Genomic DNA, 15,142 nt, shown 5'->3' on the forward strand with positions numbered 1-15,142 from the left:
GCGAACACCAGCGTCCACACCTCGTCCCAGTTGCGGGACTGCAGGCTGACGACGAGCTCCTGCCCGAGACCTCCCACGCCCACCACGCCGAGCAGGACCGCCGAGCGGATGGCGCACTCGAAGCGGTAGAAGGAGTACGACAGCAGCAACGGCGTGGCCCCGGGCAGCAGCGCATAGGCCATCGCGGGGAGCGGCCGCGCGCCCGAGTTGCGAAGCGCCTGCAGCGGCCCGGCGGGGACGTTGTCGAGGGTCTCGCCGAACACCTTGGCGGTCTGGGCACCGAAGGGGATGGCGATCGCCAGCACGCCGACCAGCGGGTCCAGCCCGAGCACGCTCACCAGCAGCAGCGCCCAGACCAGCTCGTGGATGGAGCGCGCCGCGACCAGGATGCCGCGCAGCACCAGGCGCAGGAGCCGCAGCCAGGCCGGAGGGCGGTGACCCCAGGCGACGTCGCTGAGCACCAGCCCTCCGACGGAGCCGACCACCAGGGCCCCGAGCGTGCCCACCGCGGCGAAGGCCACCGTGATCACGGCCCCGTCCCAGACCACGCGAAGGAAGCCGGGGTCCAGCGAGGGGGCCAGCGCCCTGGCCATGAGGTCGTCCAGCAAGCGGAGGCCGTTGACGTTGATGAGCCCGGTGCCGCCCCTGACAGCCCGCTGCGTGGCCCACACCAGCGGCACGATGACCAGAAGCAGGGCGACGACCCGGCGCCGGCGCACGGTGGCCACCGACACGCGGGCCGGCGGCGCGTGGGTCCGGCGTTGCTCGGCCGAGGCGGTGTCGCGCTCCAGCTGCTGGGTCATCGGGGCGCGGTCAGCTCAGTGCGTAGAGCGCCGTCAGCCGTGCCGGGTCCAGCTGGTCGACCGGAAGGTCGAAGACGATCTCGCCCCCGAGCAGACCGATGGCCCGCGTGCAGTGCTCCTGGGCCAGCTCGGGCTGATGCAGGCTCAACACGAGAGCGGACCCGGCCGAGGCCACCCGCAGCAGGCCGAGGATCTCCTCGGCCCGGCCGGGGTCCAGGCTGGAGACGGGCTCGTCGGCCAGCACGAGCTCGGGCTGTTGGACGAGCAGGCGGGCGATGGCCACCCGCTGGCGTTCCCCACCGGACAGTCGCTCGGTGCGTTCCGAGGCCGCCCAGCCCAGCCCCACCCGCTCCAGGGCATCGCGTACCTCGGCGTCCGGGCGCGCCAGGGTCAACGACATCAGCGCGCGCCAGGTGGGCCAGCGGCCCAGCCGCCCCGCGTTGACGTTGTGCAGCACTCGCACCTGGTCGATGAGGTCGAGGCGCTGGGAGACCAGGCCGATCCTGCGCTGTACCAGCCGGCGTCGGCCGTGGCTCAGCGCGCCGAGATCCTCGCCGAGCACCTCCACGACCCCCGAGGTGGCGGGCCACGCTCCGTTCAGCAACGCCAGCAGTGTGCTCTTGCCCGCGCCACTGGGGCCCAGCACCGCCACCCGTTCGCCTTGCCGCACGGTGAGGTCGACGTCGGCGAGGGCACGGTGCCCGCCGAACCGCCGGCCCGCTCCGACGAGCCGGACGACCGGTGGCGCTGGGCTCACGCCAACAGGCCTTGTTCTTCGGCGACTTCCTTGATCCGGTCGTAGTTCGAGTTCTCGGTCTCGATGAAGGACTCCGCCCCGAAGAGGTCGAGGATCTGCTTGTCCTCCTCGTTGGAGGGGTCCAGCCCGAGCAGCAGGTCGGTCACCTGCTGGGTGGTGCCCTCGCCGAACTGCTCGTCGAGGTCGGGACGAGCCAGCCAGTGGTAGTCGTAGTAGGCGGGGGTGCGGAAGAGCACCACCACGTCGCTCAGGTCGACCTCGCCGGCCTCCTCCGTGGCCTTCCAGACCTGCTCGTTGAGGGCGCCGACCTCGAAGCTGCCCGAGGCGACCGCCTCGATGGTGGCGTCGTGGGATCCCGAGAAGCCCGGCTCCCCCTTCAGGTCCGCCTGGTCGAAGCCGCCCTGCTGCATGAAGTACTGCGGCATCAGTCGTCCCGAGGTCGAGGTCTCACTGCCGAAGGTGAGCGTATGGCCCTCCAGAGCCTGCAGGCCTTCGACGTCCTCGAAGGGCTCGAGCCCCGAGGACGTGTTGGCGATGAAGAGGCTGTGGAACTCGGGGTCGATGTCGCGCTGCGCGATGGCCTGGGCACCGTCGACCCGGGAGGCGGCCTGAACCCCGGTCAGCCCGCCCATCCAGGCGAGGTAGACATCGCCGACCTCGAAGGCCCGGACCACGGCGGTGTAGTCGGTCACCGGCTGGTACTCGACCTCGACTCCGGTCGCCTCGCTGATCCGGGTGGCGACCTTGGGGTAGAGCCGGTTGAGCATCTCCGGGTCCTGGTCCGGGATGGCGGAGATGGGCATCGGCCCATCGGCCTGCCCGCTCCCGTCGGAGCCCGAGGAGTCCTCCTCACCCGAGCTGCCCGAGCTGCCCGAGCTGTCGTCACTCCCGCAGGCGGCGAGGAAGACCAGCCCGGACGAGCCGATCAGAAAGGATCGCCGGGGCAGGGAGGTCCGAGGGCGGGGCGCATTCATCGTGTCTCCTTGATGGGGTCGGGTATGCGGGTCAGGCTGAGACCTTCTCCGCCTCGCGCCCTCGGCTCGGGAGGACCGAGACGTATGCCGCGACGAGCGCGAGAGAGAAGTACATGGCCGCCGCGGTGGCGTTGCCGCCGAGCAGCGGGTCGGTGAACCCGAGCTGTGCGTGCAGCGACAGGCCGGCGAGAACGCCCAGCACCACGGCTACGGTTCCCAGCGCGCCCGAGGTCGTGCGCGCGGCGAGCAGGAGCAGGACCGCGAGCACGAGCAGGATGACTCCGCCGAGCACGTTGTACCGTCCGAGGCTCACCGACGGGTCGGACGACCCGAAGGCGTACCCCCTGGCCGCCAGCGGGTCGGCGAACGACCCGATGACGACCAGCACCCCGGTCAGCAGCGCCGCACCCGCCCACACGGTGGCGAGCACACGCCCGTCGCTGAGCCGCGCGCGGACCGCGTCCACCGCCAGGACCCGGCCGGACGAGCTCACCAGCAGAGCGATGTGCGCGGCGATCATGAGCCAGTAGGCCCAGGGCCACTCCTCCGGTGCGTAGGCGACGGACAGGCCGATGGCCAGGGACTGCGCGATGCCGAGAAGGGCGGCGAGCCGTACGTACGTGCCGGTGAGCAGCAGCACCGCCAGCGCCGTCTCGACGACCAGAACCCCCCACCCGAAGGGCTGGATGAACGGCAGGACGATGTGCTCGACCACCCAGCTGTACGGCGGGAACACGGGGTGCTCCACGGCGAGCTCGGTGAACCCGTACAACCCGCTGCCTGAGTCCTCGCCGAAGTCGGGAGGCCTCTTCCAGGCCACGTTGTACAGCCACATGAGGCCCACGGTGATTCGCAGGATCGTGGCCCCGACGGCGTGGTACCGGGGGGCGTCGTCGGTAGCGGGTGCGAGGAACCAGCCCACCGCGGAAGCAGGGCTAGGCACAGCGGAACACCTCGCGTCCGGTGCGGGAGGCCGCGTCCTGGACCTCCAAGGTGTCGCGGACCACCCCGAAGACCTCGGACAACGGCAACGGCGCGTCGTGGATCCGCATATGAGGGTTGGTGACCGCGACCGGGTGCCACCAGGCGCCGTCGGCGGTGATGGTCGGCTCCGGCTCCAGGTTGTCGATGGAGACGTGCACCCCGGCGTCGGCGAAACCCTCGGCCGCGACCGGCCGGATGACGCGGTCCTGCTTGTCGATCCCGATCTCGTCCAGAGCCGAGTGGAGCTCTCCCACGGCCGTGGGGTCCTCGTCGAACAGGGTGGCGGCGATCCGCACCCGGAACCCGAGCTCGTGGGCCTGGCCGATCCCGACCATCGCCTTGGCCCAGGAGCCGGCTCCGCGCTGGGCGTCGTGCAGATCGGCGGTCGCCGAGTCCAGGCTGACCTGGAGGATGACCGAGCGGTCCATCTCCTCGAGCATCTGCCGGCGGCGGCCCCGGCCGAAGATCATGGCGTTGGTCAGGATCGTGCGCTCCAGGCCTTCGCCGGCACGGACGAGCTCGTCGAGCTGAGGGTGCATGAACGGCTCGCCACCGGTCAGGAACAGCTCCTTGCCGCCGGAGTCGGCGAACTCGGCGAACGCCTCCCGCGCCACCTCCGGGTCCAGGTGCCGGGCCGCCGCCTTGGGGGAGGACTCAGCGCAGCAGTAGACGCAGGCGAGGTTGCAGTTGAAGTTGGTGTAGGCCCACAGCCGGTGCCCCACCGGCGTCCGCTCCCCGAGGCTGAACACGGTGGAGACCTTGGCGCTCTTGCGCACGGCGAACCACCACGGGCCGCTCTCGGACTCGGCGACCTCGGCGTCCAGCTGATGCCCCACCAGGTCGGCCCAGACCGGGAGGTCGATCGTCACGCTGTGCTCCGCGCTGCGGATTCCGAGCAGCTCACCTTCGGAGAGCCGGCGCATGGCGCGGGTGATCAGCAGAAGCAGGCCGCTGCCGCAGTCCATCTCACCACCGTCGACCAAGCGGGCTACGTCGCCGAGGCCTTCGGGAACTGAGGGTGCCGCCGAAGTCGTCATTGTGAAAGTGTAGGCGAGGCGAAATGAAGAACTCCGCGCCACGCGATGACAAAACTATGACGGTTCATTTTCAGGAGCGAGCGAGATGAGCAATACCGCCACCGACCGCCCCGAGGACGCGGCCGCGAGGCTGGAGTTCTGGGAGAACGTGCACGCGGGCAACGACGTGGACGGCGTCTCGTGGTGGCAGTCGGTGCCGGGCCTCTCGCTGGGTCTGGTCGACGAGACCGAGGTCCCGCGCGACCGGGCCATCATCGACGTCGGCGCCGGCTGGTCCACACTGGTGGATCATCTGCTCGAGCTCGGCTACACCGACCTGACCGCAGTTGACCTGTCTGCCAGCGCGTTACAGGTGGTCCGCGACCGGCTGGGCCCGGCCGGGTCCGAGGTGGTGCTGGACATCGAGGACGTGCTGGAGATGCGGCGCAACCGGCGCTACGCCCTCTGGCACGACCGTGCCGTCTACCACTTCCTGACCGAGCCGGACGAGCGCGAGGACTACCTGGCCAGCCTGCGCTACGCCCTGGCCCCGAAGGGCTGGGCGGTGGTGGCGACGTTCGGGCCGGACGGACCCCTGACCTGTAGTGGCCTGCCGATCGTGCGGTACACGCATGAGGAGCTGGCGGCCGAGTTTCCGGGCTTCGAGCTCGTCTCCACCGCCGGGGAGGATCACGAAACGCCGTGGGGAAAGATCCAGCAGTTCACCGCGGTGCTTCTGCGCAGAGTGGAATAGCCGGGCCGCTTCCTCGCGTATTGGCCGACCATGCTATTCACGGCTGACCCATGACGACCCGTAGGAAGTGAATGAACGCGCCAACAGGTCGCCCTCGGCGCTCGCCTGCGCCAATGCCGTCGCGGCGTCCACCCCGGCGGCAAGCCGAGCGTGGTAGTCGGACATGACCGGGTGGGCCACGGCGTCCGGGACCGGGCTACCGGCGGCGACCACGCTCGGCACACCCAACGCGAGCAGGCTCGCCGTCATCCCCAACGGTTCCTCCCCCCGCCGCACACTGACCCGGCCGGCGTCGCAGGCGGAGAGCACCACGTGGGTAGCACGCAGCCGGTGGCCCTCCATCTCGTGAGCGAAGACGGGCCCGTCGGACAGGCGGAGACTGGAGAACAGCGGGTTCTGGCTGTGGTGCTCACCGTGGGCGGCCAGGTGCACCACGTCGCGGTCGCGCAGAGCCGAGACCACGACCTGCGCGGTGGACTCCTGCGCCGGGACCGCCCGCCCCACGCCCCACGCCCGCACCACGGAAGCGACCTCCCGGTCGGCCAGGGGCACGTCGGGTCCGGCGACCGCAGTCACCTCGGGGGCTCGGGGCAGGTGGGTGTGCCGCCGCGCCCACAGCGTCGCTGATCGTGCGACCGTGGTGGCTCGGGCCAGCCGGCTGGGCAGCATCCCCCACGGAAGCGGCATCAACAGGGGCGTGGGCACCACCACGAGTGGCGTCGCTTCCAGGCCTGCCGCTCGCACCGGTGCCAAGAGCGTGTGGTCCAGCGTGTCGAGGTGCTGACGCAGCGAGCGGCGGACCATCGAGCCCAGGGGGTTGCCCCGGGGCAACCGAGCGTCCGCCGCGAGGTCGGCCTGGGTGGCCCGGACGTCGGCGGTGATCGCATGCAGCCTTCCCAGCCGATGAAGAGAGGCGTGTCCGTCCGGGCGGACCAGGACGGCATACACCTCGCTCTCGTTCGTCAGCGTGGACAGCAGGCTCACCCCACGGGAACGGACCGCGTCCCGGATCGCCGGGGCGGACATGGGCCCGTGCTCGGCGCCGTTGCCAGCCGCCGCGGCGGTGACCCAGTCCAGCTCGCGCACGGCGCGCTCGGCCGCGAGGACGTCACGCTGGGCACGTCGGTCCGGCTCACCGGGCGGTGCCTGACGCAGCTCTTCCCGGGCCCGGCGCAACCGCCCGATCACCTCCGACCGGCGTGCGTCCGGGTCCGTACGCACGGGAGGGATGGTCCGCACCACGTCCCGCCAGACCTCGGTTCGAGCCAGGACACGAGCTGGCGATCCGCTGCGCAGAGCCAGCGACATGTCCAGATCCACCAACGGCCCGGAATGAAGGCTCAGCGCCGTACGCAGGTCGAGCCCGGCGGCCTGCCGGGCGCTGGCCCCCAGGTCGTCCGCCGCTCGTCGCAACGTCCGTACCGCGGCCGAGGTCCGGCCCTCCAGGGCGTGCAGTTGGGCGGTGACGTATCGGGTGCGCAGCCGCAGGGCGAGGTGAGGCGTGCGGGTCAGCGCGCGAGCATCCTGCAGCACGGGTCGTGCCTCGCCGGCCCGACCCGACTCGACCAGGGCTTCGGCTCGCGCCAGAGCGGCACGCTGACGCACCGCGACGTCTCCCGCGCGCTCCGCGCTGCGCTGGAGCGCCGCCCCCAGCCGGTCACGGGCGGAAGCCGTTTCGGGATAGGCCCGGGCCGCCTCCAGCTCGACGACCTGGGCGATCCGGCGCCACCCCTGTTCACCCCGACGCAGGAACCGGCGGCGGGCCTGCCCGGCCCTGAGCGCGGCGCTGCGGCCCTGGCCGAGCACGATCTCGCACCGCGCCAGGTCGAGCTCGATCTCTCCTAGGTCGTGTGGACTGCCGTGCGCCTGCACCTCCTGCGCGGCTCCCAGCAGCAGCTCGTGTGCCTCATCGACCAACCCGGCTTCGACCATCACCCGGGCTCGGTCCAGGCGTGCGATCCCCCGGTCCACCTCGACGTCCATGGCGTCCGCCTGTTCCATCAGGCGCAGCGCCCCCGGCAAGTCACCCAGGGCGTGCTGGGCGCACCCGTGGTTGTGCACCGCCATGAAGGCCAGGCTCGGGAGCTCGGCGCCGACGGCCAGCGAGGCGGCCTCTGCCAGGTCGGTCACGGCCGCCTCCAGCTGCCCCAGGTGGGTCAGAAGACCACCCCGATTGATGAGCAGTCTCACCTGGGACACCGTCGCCAGGGACCCGCGGCTCTCCTCAGCCTGGCGCAGCGCCTCCAGCGCGCCGGTGAGGTCCCCGGAGCGGCCCCGGAGCGCGCCCAGCTGCATGTCGCACAGGGCCACCAGGTCTCCGTGCCCCTCCGCCGCGCTCTCCTCGCGCACCTGTCTCAGCAGGTCCGTGGCCGCGGTCAGCGAGACCTCGTCGAAGAGCACCCACGCTGAGGTCAGTCGCAGGCCGAGGTCGAGACGACGAGCCCGCCCCCAGCCCGGTCCGGCGTCGGCGTCGGCGTGGGCGTCGGCGTCGAGCAAAGCCCGCCGTCCTTGCGCCAACGAGGCCTTCGCGGCCTCGATGTTGAGATCGTTGACGGCCAGCCGCGCACGCTCCAGCAGCTTCTCGCCCAGGTCCAGGTCGGGCTGCGCCTTCTGGGCTACCGCACGCGGTGGCGCGGCAGGACCGCGTGGCGTGCCCTCCTGCCGAGAGGACCAGGGCGGCGCGGCCATGGCGTCAGCCTGGCATACCCTGGTCGCCCCGGGCGCTGAGCGGCTCGGCCCGACGATGGGGCTCCCCTTCGGTGAGGCGACCGGAGGCAGTGGAGCTCGGGTCAGCGCTTCCAGCCAGGAATCTCGGAGCTGAGCGCGGCCCACCCTCGCTCGAGAGCAGGCTCGAGGCCGGGCTCGCTCACCTGCGGGTCGTCCAGGATTCGCTGTGCCAGTGCGCCCGCCAACACCGGCGCGGCGAACGATGTCCCGCTCCAGGTGCCGAAACCCCCGGAGAAGTCGTCAGGGTCGATCGTGGCGCGCTCCTGGCCTTCGTAGTCCATCCGCAGCGACGGTTGCAGGTCGCCGTCGAGGTCTTCGGGCAGGGTGCTGACCAGGTTGGCGCCCAGACGGTAGGTGGACACCCAGGGGCCGGCGTTGCTGAAGTATGCGATGGCCGTCCGGTTGGGGTTGGTGGCACCGACGCTGGCCAGGGGGACGACGGAGGCGTCGAAGCCCGTGCTCTGCGCGGCGAAGGCCGCCGGAAAGAACGGGGCCACCGTGGAGTCGTTGCCGGCGGCAGCGACGACGGCCACTCCGAGCGCGCCGAAGTCCTGCAGCAGCGAGCGGAACGTGCTGGTCATGAGCTGGTCGTCCGGGTCCTCGGGGTAGTAGCCCGAGCACAGGCACAGCACGTCCGCGAGGTCAGCGGGGCGCCCGGCGTTCAGGGACGACTGCTGACGCGCGAGCAGCGCCGTCAGGGTGTTGCGCATCAGGACCTCGCCCACGACGCCGTCTCCGTCCATGACCGGCACCGCCTCGATGCGGGCGGCCGGGCACTGCTGGCGCACCAGGCCGGCAATGAAGGTCCCGTGTCCGCTGTAGGGGTCGAGCGAGCCTTCGAGCGGGTTGGATGGGGCCGACGGGGGGCCGTCGAACTCGCCGTCCAGTCCCAGCAGCTGCCCGTTGACGCGCACCTCGCTCGTCGCCGAGCCCCCGGCCGGAAACCAGTGGTGCCTACCCAGCCCGGTGTCGGGCACGATGACTAACGGAGCGCGCCGCGGTTTCGGCTCCCGCAGGGCTGGGTCCGGCAGAGAGAGGGCCGCCGGCCCACGACCACCGCCGCCGGGCCTGGCGTACTCGCTGCGACCGGTGCCCGCCCAGTACCCGGTGCCGGCCCAGTACCCGGTGCCGGCCCAGTACCCGGTGCCCGCCCAGTACCCGGTGCCGCCCCAGTCGGGGCACGCCACCAGGACGTGCTCCAGCGCCAACTGCTCCTCCGTGATCCCTGCGGCGCGCAGGCGTTGCAGCACGGGCCAGGCGTCCACCGGGTCGGCGGCCTGCGCGGTGCTGGTGCGCACCAGGCGACCCGAGGTGACCCAGTGCCGCTGCACCAGTTCGCGTGCCGCCTCGTCATCGCCGCCCAGGGCCAGGCCGACCTCGTCGTCGGAGCCGTCGACCACGAGCTCGATCCCTTCGCCGGCGAGCACGTCGTTGACACGCTCGACCAGCTCCCGCCTCGCCTGGCCGGGGAGCCCCTGCACCAGCATGCGATTGCCGACGTAGGCGGTGGGACGCGGCGCGGCGCCGGAGGCCAGTGGAACCGCGGTGACCGGGTCGAGCACCCGTACGGTGAAGCGCTCGACCACGGCAGGGGGAAGGATCGGGACGGGTGTCCACTCGGGTCGGTCACCCACGGGTTCATCGGGCATGAGCGTGCCTTTCTCGCGTGTACGCAGCTGCGGTGCCTACCGTGGAAGAGCCGAAGCACCGCGCGGTGATACGTGGTCAGCTCAGGTCGGGGACCTCTCGCCGTACGGCCGCCCACCCTCGCCTGACGGCCGTGGCGCGGTCGGCGGAGCCGAGGCTGCGGCTCCGGGCCAGGTGGGCGAGCAGCTGACCGGCCAGGAGCGGCGCGGCGAACGATGTCCCGCTCCAGGTGCCGAAGCCGCCGGAGAAGTCGTCCGGGTCGAGCGCGCTGCGCGCCTCGCCGCGGTGCTCGCCGCGCTCGATCGGCTCGTCGGTGCCCTCCAGGGTGACCGGCAGGGTGCTGACCACCTCCACCCCGAGACGCTCGCAGCTGACCCACGTGCCCGCGTTGCTGAAGTGCGCGACCGTGCCGTTCGGGTTCAGCGCGCCCACGCTGAGCAGCGGCACGGCGTCGGGGCGCAGACCGACCGCCTGCCCTGCGAACGAGGCGGGGTGGAAGGGTGCGGTGGTCCCGTCGTTCCCGGCCGAGGCCACGACGATGACCCCCCACTCGCCGAGCTCTCGCAGAATACCGGCCAGGACGGGGTCGGTCTGCTCGTCGCCGGGCTCCTCGTGGTAGTACCCCAACGACAAGGAGATGACGTCGATCATGTCCGCAGCGGCACCGGTGGTGACCGCCACCGCTTGGCGTACGAGCAGCGCGACCAGCGTGTTGAGCAGCATGCGTTCGTTGACGCCGCCGTCGTCGTCCATGACCGCAATGCCCTCGATCCGCGCTCGTGGGCACTGCTGGCGCACGATGCCCGCGATGAAGGTCCCGTGGCCGGCGTAGGCCGCCACCGTCCCGTCCAGGGGGTTGCGCGGCTCGGGGCGGCCCACGTCCATCGGCCCTCCCAGGCCGAGGCGCACGCCTGCCACCTCCACCGTGCTGGTGACCTCGGACTCCTCGCGAAACCAGGGGTGCGAGCCGATCCCGGTGTCGGGGACGACCACCACCGGTCGCCGGCCTCGCCGCCTGTTCCGCCGGCTGGTGCTCGCAGGATCGGGCAGGATCATCGACACCGGTCGCCGACCCGCGGCGCCGGCGGCCAGTGCCCCACCCGGGCCCGGACAGGCGAAGGTCGGGTGGTCCAGCCGCACGTCGGCGGCGCTCAGCCCTTCCGAGCGCAGGCTGCGCAGGACCGGCCACGCGTCCACCGGCCGAGCCGTCGACGCCACGCTCGGCTCGTCCGGGACCAGGCGCACGGTGCTCACCCAGAGCCGGTCCACGATGTCGCGTGCCACGGGGTGGAGCTGGGCGAGCCGCTCGGCGACCTCGTCGAGGCGTTCGTCGAGGGCGAGATGGAGCCCGCCGGCGGTCGCACTGGTGCGAAGCCGCCGGACCACCTCGGGACGCCTGCCTTGGGGCCGTCCGCTGACGAGCAGACAGTGCCCGACGTAGGCGGTGGCCTGCGTGGCCGGCTCGCGGTCCGTCGCCGGCAGCGTCGGGCGGTCCAGCACCCGGGCGCCGAAGCGCCGGGCGTCCTGCATCGGCAGCCGTGGCACGGGGACGGGCCGCGCTGTCCCGGGCAAGCGGGCCATCGTGCCTCCTTCCCCAGGCTGACCGTGATGGGTCTAGGGTTGCACCTGCGTCAGAGGATCGCGACCCCCCAGCACGGCGAGGGCGTTGTCGGCGGCGAGCTGAGCCATGGCGGTGCGGGTCTCGACCGTGGCCGAGCCCAGGTGCGGCACGAGCGCGACGTTGTCCAGCTCCAGCAGACCCTCGTGCACGGCGGGCTCCTTCTCGAACACATCGAGCCCGGCTCCGGCGATCTGGCCGTCGCGTAGTGCCTTCACCAGCGCGGCCTCGTCGACGATGGGGCCGCGGGCGGTGTTGACCAGGTACGCCGTGTCCTTCATCCGCGCGAGCTGCTCAGCCCCGATCAGGTGATGGGTCGCCTCGCTGTACGGGCAGTGCAGGGAGACGACATCGGCATGAGCCAGCAGCTCGTCGGTGTCCATCCGGGTGGCCTGCAGCTCCTCGGCCAGCTCTGCTGGGCACTCCGAGCGGGAAGCGTAGGCGATGCGCATCCCGAACGCCCGCGCCCGTCGCGCCGTCGCGACGCCGATGCCACCCAGGCCGATGACGCCCAGGGTCTTGCCCTGCAACCCCGACCCCAGCAGGTAGAACATCCCCCACGCCCACGGGGTCTGGCTGCGGATGACCCGCTCGCCTTCGCCGAGCCGCCGGGTGGTCATGAGGATGAGGCCGAAGGCGATGTCTGCCGTGGCCTCCGTGAGCACCCCCGGGGTGTTGGTCACCACGACGCCCCGCTCGGCACAGGCCGGAACGTCGACGTTGTTGTACCCCACCGCGACGTTGGCGAGGATCTGTAGCTGGCTGCCCGCGGCGTCGAGCACCTCGGCGTCGATCTTCTCGGTGAGCAGCGAAAGGATCGCGTCCGCTCCGGCCACCGCCTCCAGCAACGCCTCGCGGGAGATCGGGGTGATGTCCTCGTGCATCCACACCTCGTGCTCGGCCCGGAGCGACTCGACGGCGGGTTCGGGCACCCGGCCGGTGACGACCACCTTGCTCACGCCGACGCCACCCAGTGCTGCAGCTTGGTCAAGCCTTCGGTGATCTGGTCGCCGTCGATGCCGGAGTAGGCGAGTCGGATGTAGTCACGCTGCTCGCCCGGCTGCGGCCGGCCGAAGTGACGCCGGGTGCAGAAGCTCACGCCCGTCTCGTGCAAGGCCATCTCGGCGAACTCGCTGACGTCGGACGCCCCCACCCGTGGCAGAGCCTCGGTGACGTCGGGGAAGAGGTAGAAGGTCGACCGGGGCACGGCCACGGACATCCCGGGGGTGTCGTTGACCAGCGCGCAGGCGATGTCCCGCCGTTCGCGCAGCGTGTCAAGCATGTCGGCGACCGGCTGCTGGGTGCCTTCGAGCGCGGTGATGCCCGCCCACTGCACGTAGTGCGTGGTGCAGGACTCGTCGTTGGTGTTCATCGTGGACATCACCGTCGCGACCTCGGGCGGGGCCACGGCGCAGCCCAGGCGGGAGCCGGTCATCGCGAACTTCTTGCTGAAGGTGTAGAGGATGACGGTCCGCTCCGCCATCCCGGGCAGCGCAGCGATGGACTGCGAGGTGCCCTCGTAGCGCATCTCGAAGTAGGCCTCGTCGGAGAGCACCCACAGGTCGTGCTCGATGGCGATCCGGGCGATCGCTTCGCGTTCAGCCGCGGTCGACTCCGCCGAGATCGGGTTCTGCAGGTCGTTGTAGATGATCGCGACCGTGGCGTCGGTGATCTGGGAGCGCAGATGGTCCAGGTCGATGGCGAAGCCGTGCTCGGCCGGAACGTACCGGTAGGGCGCCGGCTCACCGCCGAGGTACTCGATCTGCGACTCGTAGATCGGGAAGCCTGGGTTGGGATAGAGCACGCTGCGGCCGGGGTCCATGACGGCTTGGAGGAACTTGGTGATCACGGGCTTGCCACCGGTCATCACCACGACCTGCGCGGGGTCGATGCTCATGTCGCGACGGGAGCCGATGTCGTCGGCCAGGGCCGCACGCAGCTCGGGGATCCCGGCGCCGGGGCAGTAGCCCGTCCTGCCGTCCGCGATGGCGCGGTTCATCGCCTCGATGATGTGCGGTGCGGTGGGGATGTTGATGTCTCCGAGGTGAAACGGGTAGACGCTGTTCCCCTTCGACTTCCAGTCGGCGGCGGCCAAGGCCACCGCGAAGGCCGTCTCCGTCCCCAGTCGGGACAGTCGCTGCGCGAGCGCCATTGCTCACTCCTTGCTGAACGCGGGAAGGCCGGCTTCCGGCGCCGGCCTGCGGCACACCCTAAACCCTGGAAGAGGCGTAAGACGAGGGCCGGAACGCTTGATCTTTGCCCGGTCAGCGGCATACTTGTCGGGCAGGTCGGGCACGCCTCTCGCGCGCGACCCCAGGGCAGCGTCGCCACCGAGGAGGAACCTATGTCGCAGCAAACCGCGGGATCCGAGCAGGACCAGGGTTACTACCTGGGCAAGGCCATCCATCTGTCGACGGTCGCCGCCCTCGGGGGCCTGCTGTTCGGCTTCGACACGGCGGTCATCAACGGTGCGGTGGGGGCCATCGAGACCGACTTCCAGATCGGCGCCGGCCTCCTGGGCTTCGTGGTCTCGTCCGCCTTGTTGGGATGCGTGGCCGGCGCCTACCTCGCGGGACGCTTGGCCGACCGGATAGGGCGCACCCGGACCATGGTCGTGGCCGCCATACTCTTCCTGGCCAGTGCCGTCGGCTCGGGGCTGGCCTTCTCCGAGTGGGACCTGATCCTCTGGCGTGTGGTCGGCGGGCTCGGTGTCGGCGCGGCGTCGGTGATCGCCCCGGCCTACATCGCCGAGATCTCCCCGGCGGCAATCCGCGGTCGGCTCGGCTCCCTGCAGCAGCTGGCCATCGTCAGCGGCATCTTCATCGCCCTGCTCTCGGACTTCATGCTCGCCGGCATCGCCGGCGGGTCGGGCGAGCCGCTGTGGGGCCTGACCGCGTGGCGCTGGATGTTCATCGCCGAGGTCGTCCCGGCCGTGGCCTACGGCGCCCTGGCGCTGACCATCCCCGAGTCCCCCCGGTACATGGTGGCGCGGGGCGACGAGGACGGTGCCCGGAAGGTGCTGCGCACCGTGATGAAGGGTGGGATCGACAGCCGCATCAAGGAGATCCACCGCACCGTCCAGCTGGACCGGCGCTCCTCGGTCAAGGACCTGGTCAAGCCGGGGGGCGGCAACCTGCTGCCGATCGTGTGGATCGGGATCGCGCTGTCGGTGTTCCAGCAGTTCGTGGGGATCAACGTCATCTTCTACTACTCCTCGACGCTGTGGCAGTCGGTCGGCTTCACCGAGGAGGACGCGCTCACGCAGACGGTGATCACCTCGATCACCAACATCGCGGTGACCATCGTGGCCATCATGCTGATCGACAAGATCGGCCGTCGGCGGTTGTTGATGATCGGCTCCACCGGCATGGCCATCACGCTGGGCACCCTGGCCTACATCTTCGCCACCGCGCGGACGGTCGAGAACGCCCAAGGCGTGCTCGAGCCGGTGCTCACCGACACCAACGGCGTCATCGCTCTGCTCGCGGCCAACCTGTTCGTGGTGTTCTTCGGGATGTCGTGGGGCCCGGGGGTGTGGGTGCTGCTCGGTGAGATGTTCAACAACAAGATCCGCGGCACGGCGCTCGGTGTCGCGGCCGCCGCCCAGTGGCTGGCGAACTTCGCCATCTCGACATCGTTCCCACGGTTCGCGGACATCGGGCTCGGCTTCGCCTACGGGTTCTACACCACGTTCGCGGTGCTGTCCCTGTTGTTCGTGCTCAAGTTCGTGCCGGAGACCAAGGGCCGCGAGCTGGAGGACATGTAGCCCCCCGGGGCCGCGGACTCTGCTCTTTCCAGCGGGATGTATCACGCCCGCCGGTCGGTGCTCTCAGGCACGAGCAGCCGTGACCCACAGGGTCAG

Annotated in this window: 12 protein-coding genes; 2 read left to right on the forward strand and 10 right to left on the reverse strand. The window is 71.1% G+C overall.

Annotated features, from left to right (window positions below; translation table 11 throughout):
* The 5 genes from VJ976_RS01815 to VJ976_RS01835 all read right to left on the reverse strand — a co-directional run.
* A partial coding sequence (locus VJ976_RS01815; RefSeq protein WP_324098328.1) for a PhnE/PtxC family ABC transporter permease occupies positions 1 to 803 on the reverse strand: 803 nt, incomplete at its 3' end.
* Between the two features lie 10 nt (positions 804 to 813).
* Positions 814 to 1,560, reverse strand: a complete 747-nt coding sequence (locus VJ976_RS01820; RefSeq protein ID WP_324098330.1) for a phosphonate ABC transporter ATP-binding protein — start codon at positions 1,558 to 1,560, stop codon at positions 814 to 816.
* The gene (locus VJ976_RS01825; protein ID WP_324098332.1) at positions 1,557 to 2,534 is read right to left on the reverse strand and encodes a putative selenate ABC transporter substrate-binding protein; all 978 of its coding nucleotides are present in this window, start codon (positions 2,532 to 2,534) and stop codon (positions 1,557 to 1,559) included. The genes VJ976_RS01820 and VJ976_RS01825 overlap by 4 nt, the downstream gene beginning before the upstream one ends.
* Positions 2,535 to 2,565: 31 nt before the next feature.
* Positions 2,566 to 3,477, reverse strand: a complete 912-nt coding sequence (locus VJ976_RS01830; RefSeq protein WP_324098334.1) for an Rv1678 family membrane protein — start codon at positions 3,475 to 3,477, stop codon at positions 2,566 to 2,568.
* Complete coding sequence (locus VJ976_RS01835) at positions 3,470 to 4,555, reverse strand: radical SAM protein (protein WP_324098336.1); 1,086 nt, start codon at positions 4,553 to 4,555, stop codon at positions 3,470 to 3,472. Before VJ976_RS01835 ends, VJ976_RS01830 begins: the two co-directional genes overlap by 8 nt.
* An 85-nt stretch (positions 4,556 to 4,640) precedes the next feature.
* Here VJ976_RS01835 and VJ976_RS01840 point away from each other — a divergent pair, with 85 nt between their 5' ends.
* Positions 4,641 to 5,288 carry a class I SAM-dependent methyltransferase gene (locus VJ976_RS01840; protein WP_324098338.1) on the forward strand — a complete coding sequence of 216 codons (648 nt, stop codon included), beginning with the start codon at positions 4,641 to 4,643 and terminating at the stop codon, positions 5,286 to 5,288.
* 33 nt (positions 5,289 to 5,321) lie between these two features.
* Here VJ976_RS01840 and VJ976_RS01845 read toward each other — a convergent pair whose 3' ends face one another.
* The 5 genes from VJ976_RS01845 to VJ976_RS01865 all read right to left on the reverse strand — a co-directional run bounded on the left by VJ976_RS01845 (position 5,322) and on the right by VJ976_RS01865 (position 13,432).
* On the reverse strand, positions 5,322 to 7,976 hold the full coding sequence (locus VJ976_RS01845; protein ID WP_324098340.1) for a CHAT domain-containing protein: 2,655 nt from the start codon (positions 7,974 to 7,976) through the stop codon (positions 5,322 to 5,324).
* Between the two features lie 101 nt (positions 7,977 to 8,077).
* The gene (locus VJ976_RS01850) at positions 8,078 to 9,664 is read right to left on the reverse strand and encodes a S8/S53 family peptidase (protein ID WP_324098342.1); all 1,587 of its coding nucleotides are present in this window, start codon (positions 9,662 to 9,664) and stop codon (positions 8,078 to 8,080) included.
* 76 nt (positions 9,665 to 9,740) lie between these two features.
* Positions 9,741 to 11,243: a S8/S53 family peptidase gene (locus tag VJ976_RS01855; protein WP_324098344.1), complete on the reverse strand. Its 1,503-nt coding sequence runs from the start codon at positions 11,241 to 11,243 to the stop codon at positions 9,741 to 9,743.
* Between the two features lie 33 nt (positions 11,244 to 11,276).
* The gene (locus VJ976_RS01860; RefSeq protein WP_324098346.1) at positions 11,277 to 12,239 is read right to left on the reverse strand and encodes a D-glycerate dehydrogenase; all 963 of its coding nucleotides are present in this window, start codon (positions 12,237 to 12,239) and stop codon (positions 11,277 to 11,279) included.
* Positions 12,236 to 13,432: a pyridoxal phosphate-dependent aminotransferase gene (locus VJ976_RS01865; RefSeq protein WP_324098348.1), complete on the reverse strand. Its 1,197-nt coding sequence runs from the start codon at positions 13,430 to 13,432 to the stop codon at positions 12,236 to 12,238. The genes VJ976_RS01860 and VJ976_RS01865 overlap by 4 nt, the downstream gene beginning before the upstream one ends.
* A 192-nt stretch (positions 13,433 to 13,624) precedes the next feature.
* Here VJ976_RS01865 and VJ976_RS01870 point away from each other — a divergent pair, with 192 nt between their 5' ends.
* Positions 13,625 to 15,046, forward strand: coding sequence for a sugar porter family MFS transporter (locus VJ976_RS01870; protein ID WP_324098350.1), 1,422 nt, complete (start codon positions 13,625 to 13,627; stop codon positions 15,044 to 15,046).
* Positions 15,047 to 15,142 lie beyond the last annotated feature (96 nt).

Source organism: Ornithinimicrobium sp. (assembly GCF_035267225.1).
Taxonomy (GTDB): domain Bacteria; phylum Actinomycetota; class Actinomycetes; order Actinomycetales; family Dermatophilaceae; genus Ornithinicoccus.